Below are 13,293 nucleotides of genomic sequence, written 5' to 3'. Positions count from 1 at the left end.
CTGGAATTCGGGCGACGGAGCCTTTGGCTCGTTCCCGCCGTGATCGCTCTTGGAATCATCTATCTCGGCCTCGGTCTCGGCCAGGGACTGATCCGCAACGCGCTCTGGCAGTTCTACCAGACATCGTCGGTCCACTCGTTGATCAAGAACCTGATCTTCTTCGTGTTCATCTTCAGCTTCGCGATGCTGCGGCTGTGGGTGACGCTGCTGGTGCTGACCTGGGGACTGAAGCAGTCCTACGTCCGCGGCGACTAGGCCGCCGACGTCTCGTCGGCCAATCCGTAAACCCGCGCGGCCTTTGAAAAACCGGCGACGGGAAACTCGCCGAGATCGCTCCACCCTCCCCGGCAGATGCCGGCGAAGCCTTCCGATGCCACGATGGTGCGCTTGGTCTGACTTGCGATCTTTTCCAACCGCGCCGCCAGATTGACCGCTGGGCCGATGCAGGTGAAGTCGAGCCGGTTGCCGCCGCCGATATTGCCGTAGAGAATCCGCCCGACATGCAGCGCGACACCGAAACGAAACCGTTCGACCGCATCGCCGACCCGGTAATTGAGGTTGGCGACGCTGGCGCGGGATTCGTGGGCGGCCTCCAGCACATGCGAGCAGACCTTTTGCTCGTCGCCGACATATTCATCGATCGGGAACACCGCGAGCAGGCCGTCGCCCATATATTTCAGCACATCGCCGCCATGATTCTTGATCGCGGTGACCTGGCAATCGAAATACTGGTTCAGAATGTCGACGACGGTCTCGGCCGGCACGCGATCGGACAGCGCGGTGAAGCCACGCAGATCGGACAGCCAGATCGCGGCATTCATCGTCTCGGTGTGACCGCGTCTGATCTGGCCGCCCATGATCCGCTCGCCGGCACTGTTGCCAACGTAGGTATCGAGCAGGCTTGCCGCCATCCGGTTCAGGCTGATGATCTCAACCACCCGCGCCAGTGGCTTCGCAAGGCTCCGCAGCGCCGCCAACTGTTCTTCTGTGAATCCTCCCGGCTGCTTGGTGGTCCAGCTCGATGCGTTCACGGTGCCGCCAATGAAAGGCAGCGGCAGCGCGACATAATCGGTGGCGTCTTCGGCGCGAAGATCGTCGATGATCGGAAAGCGCTTGCTGGCGGGATCATCAACGCGGGCCCGGACTTCCAGCCCCTGCTGGAAAACGATCTTCAGCGGGCTGTTGTGAAAATCCGGTGACTCCAGGATATGATAATCGACCGTGCCCAGCTCGACCTCGGCGCCCGGCTTCCAGATGAAATTGCGTCCGTAGATCTCAGGATGCAGCGTGCGGACGAAGACGCCGACGCGCCACAGCGGCAGCCCTGCCGCGACCATCCGTTCGCAGCACTCGGCCATAAACCGGGTCGGGCTGGTCGCCGACCTCCCGCCGTCGATCAGCCAGTCGGTCAGCTTCTGCAGTTCTGCGACGTTCATGACCTCAGCATTTGCCGCGCAACGCCCTGAAACGTCAAGGCGCACATCGCTGCATTGCGCGCGAGGCTGCTGACCAGACGACGGAAGCGCGTTAGTTTCACGGTACAATCAGGGGGAAACGCAGAAGTGTACGATTTCATCATCGTCGGCGGCGGATCAGCGGGCTCCGTCATGGCGCACCGGCTCTCCGCCAAAAGCGCCAACAAGGTCCTGCTCTGCGAAGCAGGCCAGGACACGCCGCCCGGCAACGAGCCACACGAGATCCGCGACAGCTATTCGGGGCAGGCCTATTTCGATCCGCGCTTCCACTGGACCGAGCTCAAGGTCACGACCCAGGTCGTGAGCCACAACAATCCCGATGAGAGCCGCCCGCCGCTCCGCAAATATGAGCAGGCGCGCGTGCTGGGCGGCGGATCCTCCATCAACGGCCAGATGGCCAACCGCGGCGCGCCGACCGACTACGACGAGTGGGAGGCCCGCGGCGCCACGGGCTGGAACTGGAAGGACGTGCTGCCCTATTTCAAGAAGCTCGAGCGCGACCTCGATTTCGACGGGCCGTACCACGGCAAGGACGGTCGCATCCCCATCCGCCGCATTCCGCGTGAGCACTGGACACGGCATTCGCAAGCGATGGGCGAGGCCTGCAAGCTCGCCGGCTTTGCCTTCCTGCCCGACCAGAACGGCGAATTCGTTGACGGCTACTTCCCGGTGACACACTCCAACCAGGATGAGCAACGCGTCTCGGCCGCAATGGGCTATCTCGATCGCGAGACACGCAAGCGCACCAACCTGACCATCTCGACCGACACGATAGTGAAGGAGTTGCTATTCGAGGGCACGCAATGTGTCGGCGTGAAGGCGCTGGTCGACGGCCGGGAACAGGAGTTCCGCGGCCGCGAGGTCATCCTCTCCTGCGGTGCGATTCATTCTCCCGCGCATCTGTTGCGCGCTGGCATCGGACCGGTGGGGCATCTGAAGGAGATGGGCATTCCGGTCCTGATGGGCCTCGCGGGCGTCGGCCAGCGTCTGATGGATCATCCCTCGATCGCGCTGTCGTCCTTTGTCCGCCGTGGCGCGCGCATGAACGGGCACACAAGACGCCATGTCCAGATGGGGCTGCGCTATTCCTCGAGGCTTGCGGGCACACCCGCCGGTGACATGTTCGTCGCGGTCCTCACCAAGTCGGCATGGCATTCGGTCGGCGAGCAGATCGCCTCGCTGCTCACCTTCGTCAACAAGACCTATTCGGAGACCGGGCAAGTAAGGCTCGCTTCGCGCGACCCGCGAACAGAACCCATCGTCGAGTTCAACCTGTTGTCCGACCGGCGCGACCTCGACCGCCTGATGAGCGGCTTTCGCAAGATGGCGGCGCTGCAGATGAGCGCACCGCTCAAGGCCGTCACCGACAAGCCATTCCCGGCATCGTATTCCGACCGCGTGCGCAAGATCGGCGTGGTCAATAGAAAGAACAAGGTCCTCACCGCCATTGCCGCTGTCCTGATGGACGGCCCGGCAGCGCTGCGCCACCACATGATCGACAACTTCATCGTCGAAGGTTTCACATTCGAGCAGGTCATCAGCGACGACGAGGCGCTCGAAGCCTTCGTGCGCAAGGCGGCGATCGGCGTGTGGCACGCCTCCTGCTCATGCCGGATGGGCCGCGCAGACGATCCGATGGCCGTCGTCGATACGCAAGGCCGCGTCAAGGGCGTGCAGGGCTTGCGCGTGGTCGACGCGTCGATCTTCCCGGTGGTGCCGTGCGCCAACACCAATGTCCCGACCCTGATGGCGGCGGAAAAGATCGCCGACGCGATGCAGTGAGAGGCCCGGGTCTTACCCGCCGACCTGCCCGCGATGGCGCAGGAAGTGATCGGCCAGCACGCAGGCCATCATCGCCTCGCCCACCGGCACGGCGCGGATGCCAACGCAGGGGTCGTGGCGGCCCTTGGTCATGATGTCGGTGTCGGCGCCCGCGCGATCCACCGTCTTGCGCGGCGACAGGATCGACGAGGTCGGCTTCACCGCAAAGCGCACCACCACCGGCTGGCCGGTGGAGATGCCGCCGAGCACGCCGCCGGCGTTGTTGGACAGGAAGCGCGTGCCGTCGTTGCCGGTGCGCATCTCGTCGGCGTTTTCCTCGCCCGAAAGTTCGGCGGCGCCAAAGCCCGCGCCGATCTCGACGCCCTTCACCGCATTGATGCTCATCATCGCGGCGGCCAGCTCGCCGTCGAGCTTGGCGTAAATCGGCGCGCCCCATCCGGCCGGCACGCCTTCAGCGACCACTTCGATCACGGCGCCGATCGAGGAGCCGCTCTTGCGGATGCCGTCGAGATAAGTTTCGTAGAACGCCGCCGAGTCCTTGTCCGGACAGAAGAACGGGTTGCGCGCGATCTCGTCCCAGTCCCACTTGTCGCGATCGATCTTGTGCGGGCCGATCTGCACCAGCGCGCCGCGCACCTTCACATCGGGCAGGATCTTTCGCGCGATGGCGCCGGCCGCGACGCGCGTTGCGGTCTCACGCGCCGACGAGCGCCCGCCGCCACGGTAGTCACGCAGGCCGTATTTGGCCTCATAGGTGAAGTCGGCATGGCCCGGGCGAAACTTGTCCTTGATCTCGGAATAGTCCTTGGAGCGCTGATCGGTGTTCTCGATCAGCAGCGCGATCGGCGTTCCCGTCGTCACCTGCACGCCGGTTTCGGGATGCGCCATCACCCCGGACAGGATTTTGACCGTATCAGGCTCCTGGCGCTGGGTGGTGAAGCGCGATTGTCCCGGGCGGCGGCGGTCGAGATCATGCTGGATGTCCTCATTGGTTAGCGGGATCAGCGGCGGGCAGCCGTCGACCACGCAGCCGATCGCGATCCCGTGGCTTTCGCCGAAGGTCGTGACGCGGAACAGGTGGCCGAAGGTGTTGTGGGACATGTGGACGCTTTAGCTCGTAAGTCAGTGCTGACTGACGTGTCGTAACGCGGGGCGGTCAAACCGGCAACCCGTCATTCCGGGGCGATGCGGCGCATCGAACTAGGGCGCGCCCCTTGCGCCCCTGAGAATCTCGAGATTCCGGGTTCGGTCCTGCGGACCGCCCCGGAATGACGGCGCTTCTGGCTGGCGCCTTAACTATACTTCCTAAGCCCCCCGTCGCGGAACACGTAGACGGCGCCCTGCTCGATCAGGAGGTCGGCGGCGCTTTGCGGCGTCTCGATGCCAAGCGCTACCATCAGCGCCCGCGCGGTGCCGCCATGGGCGACCGCGACGGTGTCGCCCTTCACGGAATCATACCAGTCGCGCATCCGCGCCTGCACCTCGGAATAGGTCTCGCCGCCTTGCGGCGCCATTGTCCATTTTGCAGTGAGCCGCTTGGCATACAGGACGGGATCGGCCGCCTGCATCTCGGCGAGCGTCGAGCCCTCCCAGACGCCGTAGCCGATCTCGCGCAGCCGATCGTCGAGCGCATATTCGTCGCTGGGAAGCCTCAGCGCGCCGAGCACCAATTCCATCGTCGCCCGCGCCCGGCCAAGCGGGCTTGCGACGAACGGCAGCGCGGACTTGTCGCGGCCCTCGCGCGCGAACAGATTGGCCAGCACATTGCCGGCATGTGCGGCCTGCCTGCGACCGAGATCGTTCAGCGCAATGTCCTGCGTGCCCTGCAGCCTGCCTTCAGCGTTCCACGACGTCTCGCCATGGCGGATGTAGTAGATCACGGGCGCAGGCATCGGACTATCAGGCTATTCTTCGGCCAGCGAATTGGAGAGCGAAAGGTCGGGCGCGTCGGGGCCGCTTCAGGGGAGCGACCATCTGGGGGTACACCAGCACTCCGGCGCGGTCGAGCCCAATTTGCCGCACGCCCCAATAGCTGGAATAGATAAGTCGATTGGGTGTTATGCTGGGTAAGGCGTTCGCGCCTCAGGACTCTTGCAATCCGGTGCCGATGAGCGCGTTTCGTCAAAGTGTCGAGGCCATGATTCCGGCGCTCCGCCGTTACGCGCGAGCGTTGGCGCGCGACGCCGACATCGCCGACGATCTGGTGCAGGACACGCTGGTGCGCGCGTTGCGTTCGGAACGGCTGTTTCTCGGCGGCGACGTCAGGAGCTGGCTCTACACGATCCTGACCAATCTGAACAAGAACCGGCGGCGGTCGCTGGCACGGCGGCCGCAATTCATGCCGCTCTTGGACAACAACCCCGACGCCAGCGGCACCGAGGCGGAAGGCCGCGACATCGCGCGCGCACTTTCGACGCTGGTGGAAGAGCAGCGCTCGGTGCTGCTGCTGGTGATGCTGGAAGGACTGAGCTACCGCGAGGTCGCCGACATCCAGGGCGTGCCGATCGGCACCGTAATGTCCCGGCTTGCCCGCGCCCGCGCCCATGTCAAAGCTTCGCTGGAGGGCGAGCGAACGGCGCTGCGGCGGGTGAAGTGAAGACGCATGAAGCGCGTGGTGGATAGACAGAGCAGGATCAGGCAGAGACGAAGACAATGACCGATCGCAACATTCCCGTCACCGAAGACGAGCTGCATGCTTACGTCGACAACGAGTTGCCGGCGGAGCGCCGCGGCGACGTCGAGGCGTGGCTCGCTTCGCATCCCGACGATGCCGCGCGGGTGCAGTCGTGGCAAGCGATGGCGGATTTGCTGCATACCAGATACGATTCCGTCATCGACGAGGCGGTGCCGAAGCGGCTCGAGATCGAGCGGCTGGTGCGGCAGCCGCGCAAATGGGTATACGGCGCGGTCGCGGCGACGCTGGCGGCGTTCATCGTCGGCGGCGGCGTTGGCTGGCTCGCGCGCGGCGCGACGGCCGCACCTTCCGCTCTTCAGAATTTCACGGTGCATGCGATCGAAGCGCACCGGCTTTACGTCGTGGAAGTGCGGCATCCCGTCGAGGTGCCGGGCAGCGAGCGCAGTCATCTTCAGCAGTGGCTGACCAAGCGCTGCGGCTGGATCGTGCGCGCTCCCGAGCTGACGAATGCGGGATTGAAGCTGGTTGGCGGACGGCTGCTGCCGAGCTCCGCCGGCCCGGCGTCCTTCATGATGTATGAGAGCGCGTCGGGCGAGCGTTTCACGATCTACACCGCCAAATCCGCCGCCGAGGCGACGCAGATGCGATTCGCGGCGGAAGGCAAGGAAAGCACGCTGTTCTGGGCGGATGACGGCGTCGTTTATGCGGTGGTGTCTACCGGCGCCGACCGGGGGCGGCTGAGCCAGGTGGCCCAGGCGGTATACGATCAGATGGAAAAGAAGGGGGGCTAGGCGCCTTCTGGCCCTTTGTCCCAATTCTGACATCGAAAATCTGGAATCAAAACACCGGCCGGTCTCATTAATGCACCGGGTGATCACGCGAAAATGAGTAGCGCTCGATCCGCCGATCGGCGCAAGCGGCCTCGATCGGGGTTTGGTACCGCGCTGGTCCCCCTTTCGAGGCCGCCCCTTTTTCCAGAAAACCTTTTGTTTTCAGGAAAGAAGCGCGCTTTTTCAGGAAGCCTGCTCGGACCCCGCTGCTATTGTTCCACACACCTTCGGCGCCGCGAACCAGGCCGAATCAGCCCAGATCGCTGCGCGGATTGTAGGGGTGGCCGTCGCGCCACTTTTCCATCAATGCCTCAAGCTCGCTATCGTTCCCGTCGGGCAAAATAATTCGGGTGGTGACGAACAGGTCTCCGGGCCCACCCGGCTTGGGCAGGCCCTTGCCCTTGAGGCGGAAGATGCGGCCGCTGGAGGTGTTTTTCGGGATCGACAGTTCCACCGCGCTGCCGAGCGTGGGCACGCGAACCTTGCCGCCGAGCACCGCCTCATAGAGCGTGATGGGCAGATCGAGGCGCAGGTCGCTGCCGTCGACTTTGAAAAAGGCGTGGGGTGCGATGCTGACAGTGATCAGGAGATCGCCCGGCGGATGGCCCGGCGCGGTCTCGCCCTGTCCCTTCAGCCGGATCTGCTGGCCGGCGGTGACGCCGGCAGGAATCTTGACGTTGAGCTCCTTGCCGGTCGGCAGGCGGACGCGCTTTTCTCCGCCCTTGACCGACTCTTCCAGCGACACCGTCATGGCGACGTTCAGATCGAGATCGAGGCCGATCCCGCCGGTGTCGAATTCAAAGGCGCGGCCACCGCCCGGACGTCCGCCCCTGGCCGCACCGCCGAACATGCTGTTGAGGATGTCCTCGAATCCCGCGCCACCCGCGCCGCCGGGACCGCCGCCGGTGCGGAAGCTATAGGACTCGAAGCCGCCCGGCCCCCTCGCGCGACCGCCAGCGCCGCCGCCGGGAAAGCCCTGGAAGCGCGGCTTGCCCTCGGCATCGATCTCGCCGCGGTCGAACTGCTTGCGCTTGTCCTCGTCGCCGATGATCTCGTTGGCCGAGTTGATCTCGGAAAAGCGCGCAGCCGCCTTCGGATCGTCCTTGTTGCTGTCGGGGTGATGCTTCTTGGCGAGCTTGCGATAGGCACTCTTGATCGCCGCAGCGCTGGCGCCCCGCGGCACCCCCAAGACCTCATAGGGGTCGCGCATCCGTCAGGTCTCCTTCACGGGAATTCGATTTTTCAAAGCTTAGGGCAATTCGCCCACTTTGGCTTCATCTGGGGAGCCAGTTGCATTTTTGCAACTACCCCAGGCCACTCACAAGCCACTCAATCAAGCCAGCCGACAGCGTCGCTCAATTGCATCTGACGCGCTACCCCTTCGTCCAGGGCTTGATCGTATGGATTTCCCATCGGCCCTGGCCGGCCTTGCACGCGGCACCCTGCAGCCAGCTCTCCGCGCGGCCGTTGACGTAGCTCGCCAGGAAATCCCGGCAAGTGCGCCCGTCTTCCGCGGAGTAGGCCTGTGACAGCGGCGTCACCGAGCCGCGCGCGCCGGTCTCCGGATTTTCCCAAGGCTGGCTGGAATCCTTGTCGCCCTTGGTCAGCACGTCGGAAGCGGCGGTGCGGGCAAAGGCAAGATCGCTCTCGGTCGGTGCCCCCGGCGTGGCCGCTTGCTTGCCCAGCGCGCCCGTGACATCGGCAGCATTCATCTTGGCATAGGAATCCGGGCGCGACAGGCTGCAGCCGCCCGAGCCGAGCCCGATCAAAATCAACGTCATCACGGCGCCCCTCGGCCCGATCGCCGATAGGCCAATGCGTCCCCATGCCCTATATAGGGCGAGCCCGTATCGGGGCTGTAACGCGCTCTGAGACGCGAGGGTACGCAACTGGGACTCCTGACATGACGGACACGACCTCCATCAAACACCCGACACCGTTAACATCGGGTGATTTTACCTCGGCCGAGGAACCGTTTGCGCTGTTCGCCGAGTGGTTTGCGGAAGCCGTGAAGTCCGAGCCGAACGATCCCAACGCCATGGCGCTGGCAACGGTCGATTCAGACGGGCTGCCGGATGTCCGGATGGTGCTGATGAAGGGCTATGACGCCGATGGTTTCGTGTTCTACAGCCACATCGCCAGTCAGAAAGGCCGCGAACTCGCCGCAAATCCTAAGGCCGCTTTACTATTTCACTGGAAGTCGCTGCGCCGTCAGGTCCGCATCCGCGGCAACGTGTCGCCGGTAACGGATGAGGAAGCCGACGCCTATTTCGCCACGCGTCCAAAACAGGCGCAGATCGGCGCCTGGGCCAGCAAGCAGTCGCAGCCGCTGGAGAGCCGCTTTGCCTTCGAGCAGGCGATCGCGCTGGTCGCCGCCAAATACATGATCGGCGACGTGCCGCGCCCACCCGGCTGGAGCGGCTGGCGCATCGAGCCTTCCCGCTTCGAATTCTGGCACGACCGCCCGTTCCGTCTGCACGACCGCATCGAATTCCGCCGCGATGCGCCGTCACAAGCTTGGAGCAAGGTGCGGCTTTATCCTTGATGCCATTCGTTGCCGCTCAAAGCTGAAAGACTTACATGCCTCCTTCATCCAACGCGCCGCGGCGCACGCTGCTTCTGACCGGTGCCAGCCGCGGCATTGGCCATGCGACCGCGATCCGGTTTTCCTCGGCTGGCTGGCGCGTCATCACCTGCTCGCGGCATGCCTTTCCGGAAGTCTGCCCGTGGGGCGCCGGTCCTGAGGATCACATCGAGGTCGACCTCGGCAGCCACGACGACACCGTGCGCGCGATTGGCGAGATTCGCCGGCGGCTGGAGAACGACGAGTTGCACGCACTGGTCAACAACGCCGCTATCTCTCCGAAGGCTCCGGGCGGCGGCCGGCTCGGCACCATGGACACCGACATCGAGACCTGGAGCCACGTCTTTCACGTCAACTTCTTCGCCCCGGTCATGATCGCGCGCGGACTGATCGAGGAGTTGAAACACGCCAGGGGCGCGGTGGTGAACGTCACCTCGATCGCGGGCTCACGCGTGCACCCGTTCGCCGGCGCGGCTTACGCGACGTCGAAGGCCGCGCTCGCCGCGCTGACGCGCGAGATGGCGTCCGACTTCGGCCGTGTCGGCGTGCGCGTCAACGCGATCGCGCCGGGCGAGATCGACACCGCGATCCTGTCGCCGGGCACCGAGAAGATCGTCGACCAGCAGATTCCGATGCATCGCCTCGGCACGCCGGACGAAGTCGCCAAGATCATCTACGTGCTGTGTACGGAAACCAGTTCGTATGTGAACGGCGCCGAGATCCACATCAACGGCGGCCAGCACGTTTAGTGCTGCGCATCTTGTAGGGTGGGCTGAGCGAAGCGAGCCCACCACTTCTTTCAGCGGAGGACAATGGTGGGCACGCTACGCTTTGCCCATCCTACTTCACCGCTCACGCAATGCCCGTTCACTCTGCATAAAACTTGCGCTGCGCCACGCGTGGAGCAGCCGCTGCAAGATTGAACGTGCTCGAACACTCGTCTTCGTTCTCGCCGTCCGCCAGTGCCGCGCCGCAGTACCGGCAAAGCCGCGTCGAGAACGCCTGCGCCTTGCCAACGCCGCGGCCCTGCTGATAGCGAGCCAGCTCGATGACGTTGCGTGGCGACATTATGAGTTTCTCAACCATGGGATCCTCGCGGCCTGAGAGACACGTTATCGCAGACAAGTTTCGACCATTCGTTCAGTCCACCGCTCAAATTTTAGCGGTGGAGTTGAGCCGATCTTCGCACGTGTGGAAGCGCGGGGAACCGCTGTCTTACAGCCACTTCTTCCACTTGAAGAGAAAGTACGGCAGCACCGCTGCCATGAGCATCATCAATAGCGCCATCGGATAGCCGTGCGCCCATTCGAGTTCCGGCATCGCCTTGAAGTTCATGCCGTAGATCGAGGCGATCAGCGTCGGCGGCATCAAGACGACAGCCATCACCGAGAACAGCTTGATGATGTTGTTCTGCTCGAGATTGACCACCCCGAGCATGGCATCGAGCGTAAACGTGATCTTGCTGGAGAGGTAGGAGGCGTGGTCGGTCAGGGAACCGACGTCGCGCTGCATGGTCTTGAGCTGCTCGCGCATGTCCTTGGACCATTTGACGCCCTCCACCACCGCCGACAGGAAGGTGACGACGCGGCCGATCGAGACCAGGCTTTCGCGGATCTTGGAGACCAGATCGCCCTTGCGCCCGATCGCGATCAGGATCTGGGAATATCGCTTGGCCTGGCCATGCCGCGCGCTTTCGGGCTCGAAGATGTCGTGCGAGACTTGGTCGACCTCGGCGCCGGCGCGCTCCAGGATGTCGGCGCAGCGGTCGATCACCGCGTCGAGCAGTTCCATCAGCACCATCTCGCCGGATATTCCCGGCATGCATGAGCGCGCCAGCTTGTGCTCGACCAAGGCAAACGGCTTCGGCTCGTCGTAGCGCACGGTGACCAGGCGGTGACCGGCCAGGATGAAGGTCACAGCCGTGGTCTTCGGCGCATCGGTGTCGGACTGGCACATCAGCGTCGCCGTCATGTAGCGGGCGCCGTTCTCGATATAGAGCCGGCTGGAGATCTCGATTTCCTGCATGTCCTCCCGGGTCGGCACCGCGATCCCGGCCAGCCGCTCGACCGCGCGGTCTTCGTCCATGGTCGGCTTGACCAGGTCGATCCAGACCGCGTTGTCCGGCAACGCCACCGGGTCCATGGCCGGGAGCTTCTTGAGGGAGGCACCGAAGGGAACAAACACCGAAAACATGGGCAACTCCGGAACTGGGGCGGCGGCCCGTTCTTCTTCACGCGAACCAATACCCACGTCGCTTCAAAACGCCATGGCTAACGCAGCGGCTAAGCCAGCGGCACTAAACCCGATTCTGGCAAGCGCTTCATGACCGGCGCAGCAACCGCCGGTCCACATTTATGGCGGCGAAGTGGCGCTTGTGGCGTCGAGATGGCGTCGATGCGGCCGTGATCCGCCGCCGGCAACACCCCTGCCCGGGATTCAACCGGAACTCGCAAAACTTGCGGCACAAAAGCCACAGCTGGCCTTCCGCAGCGCCGAACGGCCGTGCAAATGCTGGCTTATCGGCCGCTTATTGCGGATAATGGGATTAATGGAATCGTCGCGTTTTAGGCGCAAGATTGTTGCTGCGAACGCCAGACTTTCGATTGGAAGTGTGCCATGTCGTCGTTGAAAGTAGTCTTGGGGTTGCTCGCTGCTGGTCTTGCATTGTCCGGCTGCATGCCGGCAACCACCTATCAGGCCGCCCCTGAAGCCACCCTCAAGCCGAATGACAAGGCGCAGCTTGCGAAGGCGCGCTATGCCGCTGTTTCGCCGCCGGAGCCGTTCCGCCGCGCCATTGTGGACTATCACCGCAAGGAACTGCCCGGCACCATCGTCGTCGATTCCGATAACCACTACCTCTATCTGGTCCAGGACGGCGGCAAGGCAATCCGCTACGGCGTTACGGTCGGCGAGGAAGCCCTCGCATTCTCCGGCATCGCCAAGGTCGGCAACATGGCCGAATGGCCGAAGTGGACGCCGACCGCCGACATTCACAAGCGCATCGAAGGCCTGCCGGCCTCCGTGCCCGGCGGCGTCGACAACCCGCTCGGCGCCCGCGCGCTCTATCTTTACCAGGGCAACCGCGACACCCTGTTCCGCATCCACGGCACCAACCAGCCGGAATATATCGGCGCCTCGATCTCCTCGGGCTGCATCCGCATGACCAATGAGGACGTCATCGATCTCTACAGCCGGGTGAAGCAGGGCACGGTCGTTGTCGTGCTCGACCCCAAGCAGGGTGACTCGCCGTACAATTCCAAGATGGCCCTGCAGGGCGGCGGCACCAGCGGCCCGATGCCGCAATAAGCCGGCATCGTCACAGCGGCCACGTATCAAGAGCGCCGGTTTTGCCGGCGCTTTTTCGTTGCAGGCTTCTCCTCGCGCGGCGGCTCGGCCTCATCCGGCTTCTCGGCGTCCGATTTTTCAGCATCGGACTTGCCGGCATCTGACTTGCCAGCATCCGATTTGCCGGCATGCGGTTTGCCGGCATGCGGTTTGGCGCCTTCGGCGACCTCGCGCGGCGGCGCTTCCTCCGGCCGCTCGGCCGGCAATAGCGGCGCTTTCTGCGGCAGCGCGTCCCATACGTCCCACTGGCAGATCCGGTAATTGCCGCGCCGTTCCATCAGATCGAGATGGATATGGTCCTCATGGTACCAGTCCGAGCCCGGGCCGAGCACGGTTGGAAATCGCGTGCAGGCCGAGTGCAGCACGGTCTCGCGCAATCCACGCGGCACGGTGCGGTCGGTCAGCGAGATGAAGGTGCCATCGGCGAGCTTGAAGCCGCGCACGTCGAGCGCGTTGGCGCGGCCGTGTTCGGAGAGTTTGGCGCCGACAATGCGGTTGCGGCCGCGGCACTCGAACGAATCGAAATTGTCGATATCGGAGATCGCACTGCCGAGACGCTGCGCCAGCGGCGCGATGTCCTTGCGGATCCAGTCGGCCAGTGCGGACGCCATGGTACAGCGCAGGATCGCCGCCGGCTTCACC

General features: G+C 64.1%; 14 protein-coding genes and 1 pseudogene. 7 read left to right on the top strand and 8 right to left on the bottom strand.

What is annotated here, in order from left to right; genetic code table 11:
• Nucleotides 1-255 (top strand): annotated as a pseudogene (locus tag CQ12_RS47025) (hypothetical protein); the annotation flags it as partial.
• Here CQ12_RS47025 and CQ12_RS36675 read toward each other — a convergent pair.
• Nucleotides 252-1,436, bottom strand: a complete 1,185-nt coding sequence (locus CQ12_RS36675; RefSeq protein ID WP_057840133.1) for an adenylate/guanylate cyclase domain-containing protein — start codon at nucleotides 1,434-1,436, stop codon at nucleotides 252-254. The pseudogene CQ12_RS47025 and the gene CQ12_RS36675 overlap by 4 nt on opposite strands.
• 126 nt (nucleotides 1,437-1,562) lie before the next feature.
• Between CQ12_RS36675 and CQ12_RS36670 the strand changes: the two genes are divergently transcribed.
• A complete protein-coding gene (locus CQ12_RS36670; protein ID WP_057840132.1) occupies nucleotides 1,563-3,257 on the top strand; it encodes a GMC family oxidoreductase in 1,695 nt (564 codons plus the stop codon).
• A gap of 12 nt (nucleotides 3,258-3,269) precedes the next feature.
• Here CQ12_RS36670 and aroC read toward each other — a convergent pair whose 3' ends face one another.
• Together aroC and CQ12_RS36660 are read right to left on the bottom strand one after the other, a co-directional pair.
• A complete protein-coding gene (gene aroC, locus CQ12_RS36665; RefSeq protein WP_057840131.1) occupies nucleotides 3,270-4,358 on the bottom strand; it encodes a chorismate synthase in 1,089 nt (362 codons plus the stop codon).
• Nucleotides 4,359-4,549: 191 nt separating this feature from the next.
• On the bottom strand, nucleotides 4,550-5,149 hold the full coding sequence (locus tag CQ12_RS36660; RefSeq protein WP_057840130.1) for a histidine phosphatase family protein: 600 nt from the start codon (nucleotides 5,147-5,149) through the stop codon (nucleotides 4,550-4,552).
• Nucleotides 5,150-5,364: 215 nt separating this feature from the next.
• Here CQ12_RS36660 and CQ12_RS36655 point away from each other — a divergent pair, with 215 nt between their 5' ends.
• Together CQ12_RS36655 and CQ12_RS36650 are read left to right on the top strand one after the other, a co-directional pair.
• Nucleotides 5,365-5,853 (top strand): RNA polymerase sigma factor, encoded by a 489-nt coding sequence (locus CQ12_RS36655; RefSeq protein ID WP_057840161.1) that lies wholly within the window; start codon nucleotides 5,365-5,367, stop codon nucleotides 5,851-5,853.
• A gap of 56 nt (nucleotides 5,854-5,909) precedes the next feature.
• Entirely contained in the window at nucleotides 5,910-6,683 is a 774-nt protein-coding gene (locus tag CQ12_RS36650) for an anti-sigma factor family protein (RefSeq protein ID WP_057840129.1), read from the top strand.
• 289 nt (nucleotides 6,684-6,972) lie between these two features.
• Here the strand turns inward: CQ12_RS36650 and CQ12_RS36645 are convergent, their stop codons facing one another.
• Both CQ12_RS36645 and CQ12_RS36640 read right to left on the bottom strand, forming a co-directional pair.
• The gene (locus tag CQ12_RS36645; RefSeq protein ID WP_057840128.1) at nucleotides 6,973-7,932 is read right to left on the bottom strand and encodes a DnaJ C-terminal domain-containing protein; all 960 of its coding nucleotides are present in this window, start codon (nucleotides 7,930-7,932) and stop codon (nucleotides 6,973-6,975) included.
• Between the two features lie 163 nt (nucleotides 7,933-8,095).
• Complete coding sequence (locus CQ12_RS36640) at nucleotides 8,096-8,503, bottom strand: RT0821/Lpp0805 family surface protein (protein WP_057840127.1); 408 nt, start codon at nucleotides 8,501-8,503, stop codon at nucleotides 8,096-8,098.
• Between the two features lie 122 nt (nucleotides 8,504-8,625).
• Here CQ12_RS36640 and pdxH point away from each other — a divergent pair, with 122 nt between their 5' ends.
• Together pdxH and CQ12_RS36630 are read left to right on the top strand one after the other, a co-directional pair.
• Nucleotides 8,626-9,267: a pyridoxamine 5'-phosphate oxidase gene (gene pdxH / locus CQ12_RS36635; RefSeq protein ID WP_057840126.1), complete on the top strand. Its 642-nt coding sequence runs from the start codon at nucleotides 8,626-8,628 to the stop codon at nucleotides 9,265-9,267.
• A 35-nt stretch (nucleotides 9,268-9,302) separates the two neighbouring features.
• Complete coding sequence (locus CQ12_RS36630; protein ID WP_057840125.1) at nucleotides 9,303-10,055, top strand: SDR family NAD(P)-dependent oxidoreductase; 753 nt, start codon at nucleotides 9,303-9,305, stop codon at nucleotides 10,053-10,055.
• Between the two features lie 118 nt (nucleotides 10,056-10,173).
• Here CQ12_RS36630 and CQ12_RS36625 read toward each other — a convergent pair whose 3' ends face one another.
• Nucleotides 10,174-10,392, bottom strand: a complete 219-nt coding sequence (locus tag CQ12_RS36625) for a hypothetical protein (RefSeq protein ID WP_057840124.1) — start codon at nucleotides 10,390-10,392, stop codon at nucleotides 10,174-10,176.
• 129 nt (nucleotides 10,393-10,521) lie between these two features.
• On the bottom strand, nucleotides 10,522-11,499 hold the full coding sequence (locus CQ12_RS36620) for a magnesium transporter CorA family protein (RefSeq protein WP_057840123.1): 978 nt from the start codon (nucleotides 11,497-11,499) through the stop codon (nucleotides 10,522-10,524).
• Nucleotides 11,500-11,922: 423 nt separating this feature from the next.
• Between CQ12_RS36620 and CQ12_RS36615 the strand changes: the two genes are divergently transcribed.
• On the top strand, nucleotides 11,923-12,612 hold the full coding sequence (locus tag CQ12_RS36615; RefSeq protein ID WP_057840122.1) for a L,D-transpeptidase: 690 nt from the start codon (nucleotides 11,923-11,925) through the stop codon (nucleotides 12,610-12,612).
• Between the two features lie 26 nt (nucleotides 12,613-12,638).
• On the opposite strand, the gene CQ12_RS36610 is transcribed toward CQ12_RS36615, so the two are convergent.
• A partial coding sequence (locus CQ12_RS36610; protein ID WP_245310311.1) for an extensin family protein occupies nucleotides 12,639-13,293 on the bottom strand: 655 nt, incomplete at its 5' end.

The organism is Bradyrhizobium jicamae (assembly GCF_001440395.1).
Classification (GTDB): domain Bacteria; phylum Pseudomonadota; class Alphaproteobacteria; order Rhizobiales; family Xanthobacteraceae; genus Bradyrhizobium; species Bradyrhizobium jicamae.
Note: the sequence above shows the minus strand (reverse complement) of the source record. Positions and strands in the feature narration are given on the sequence as shown.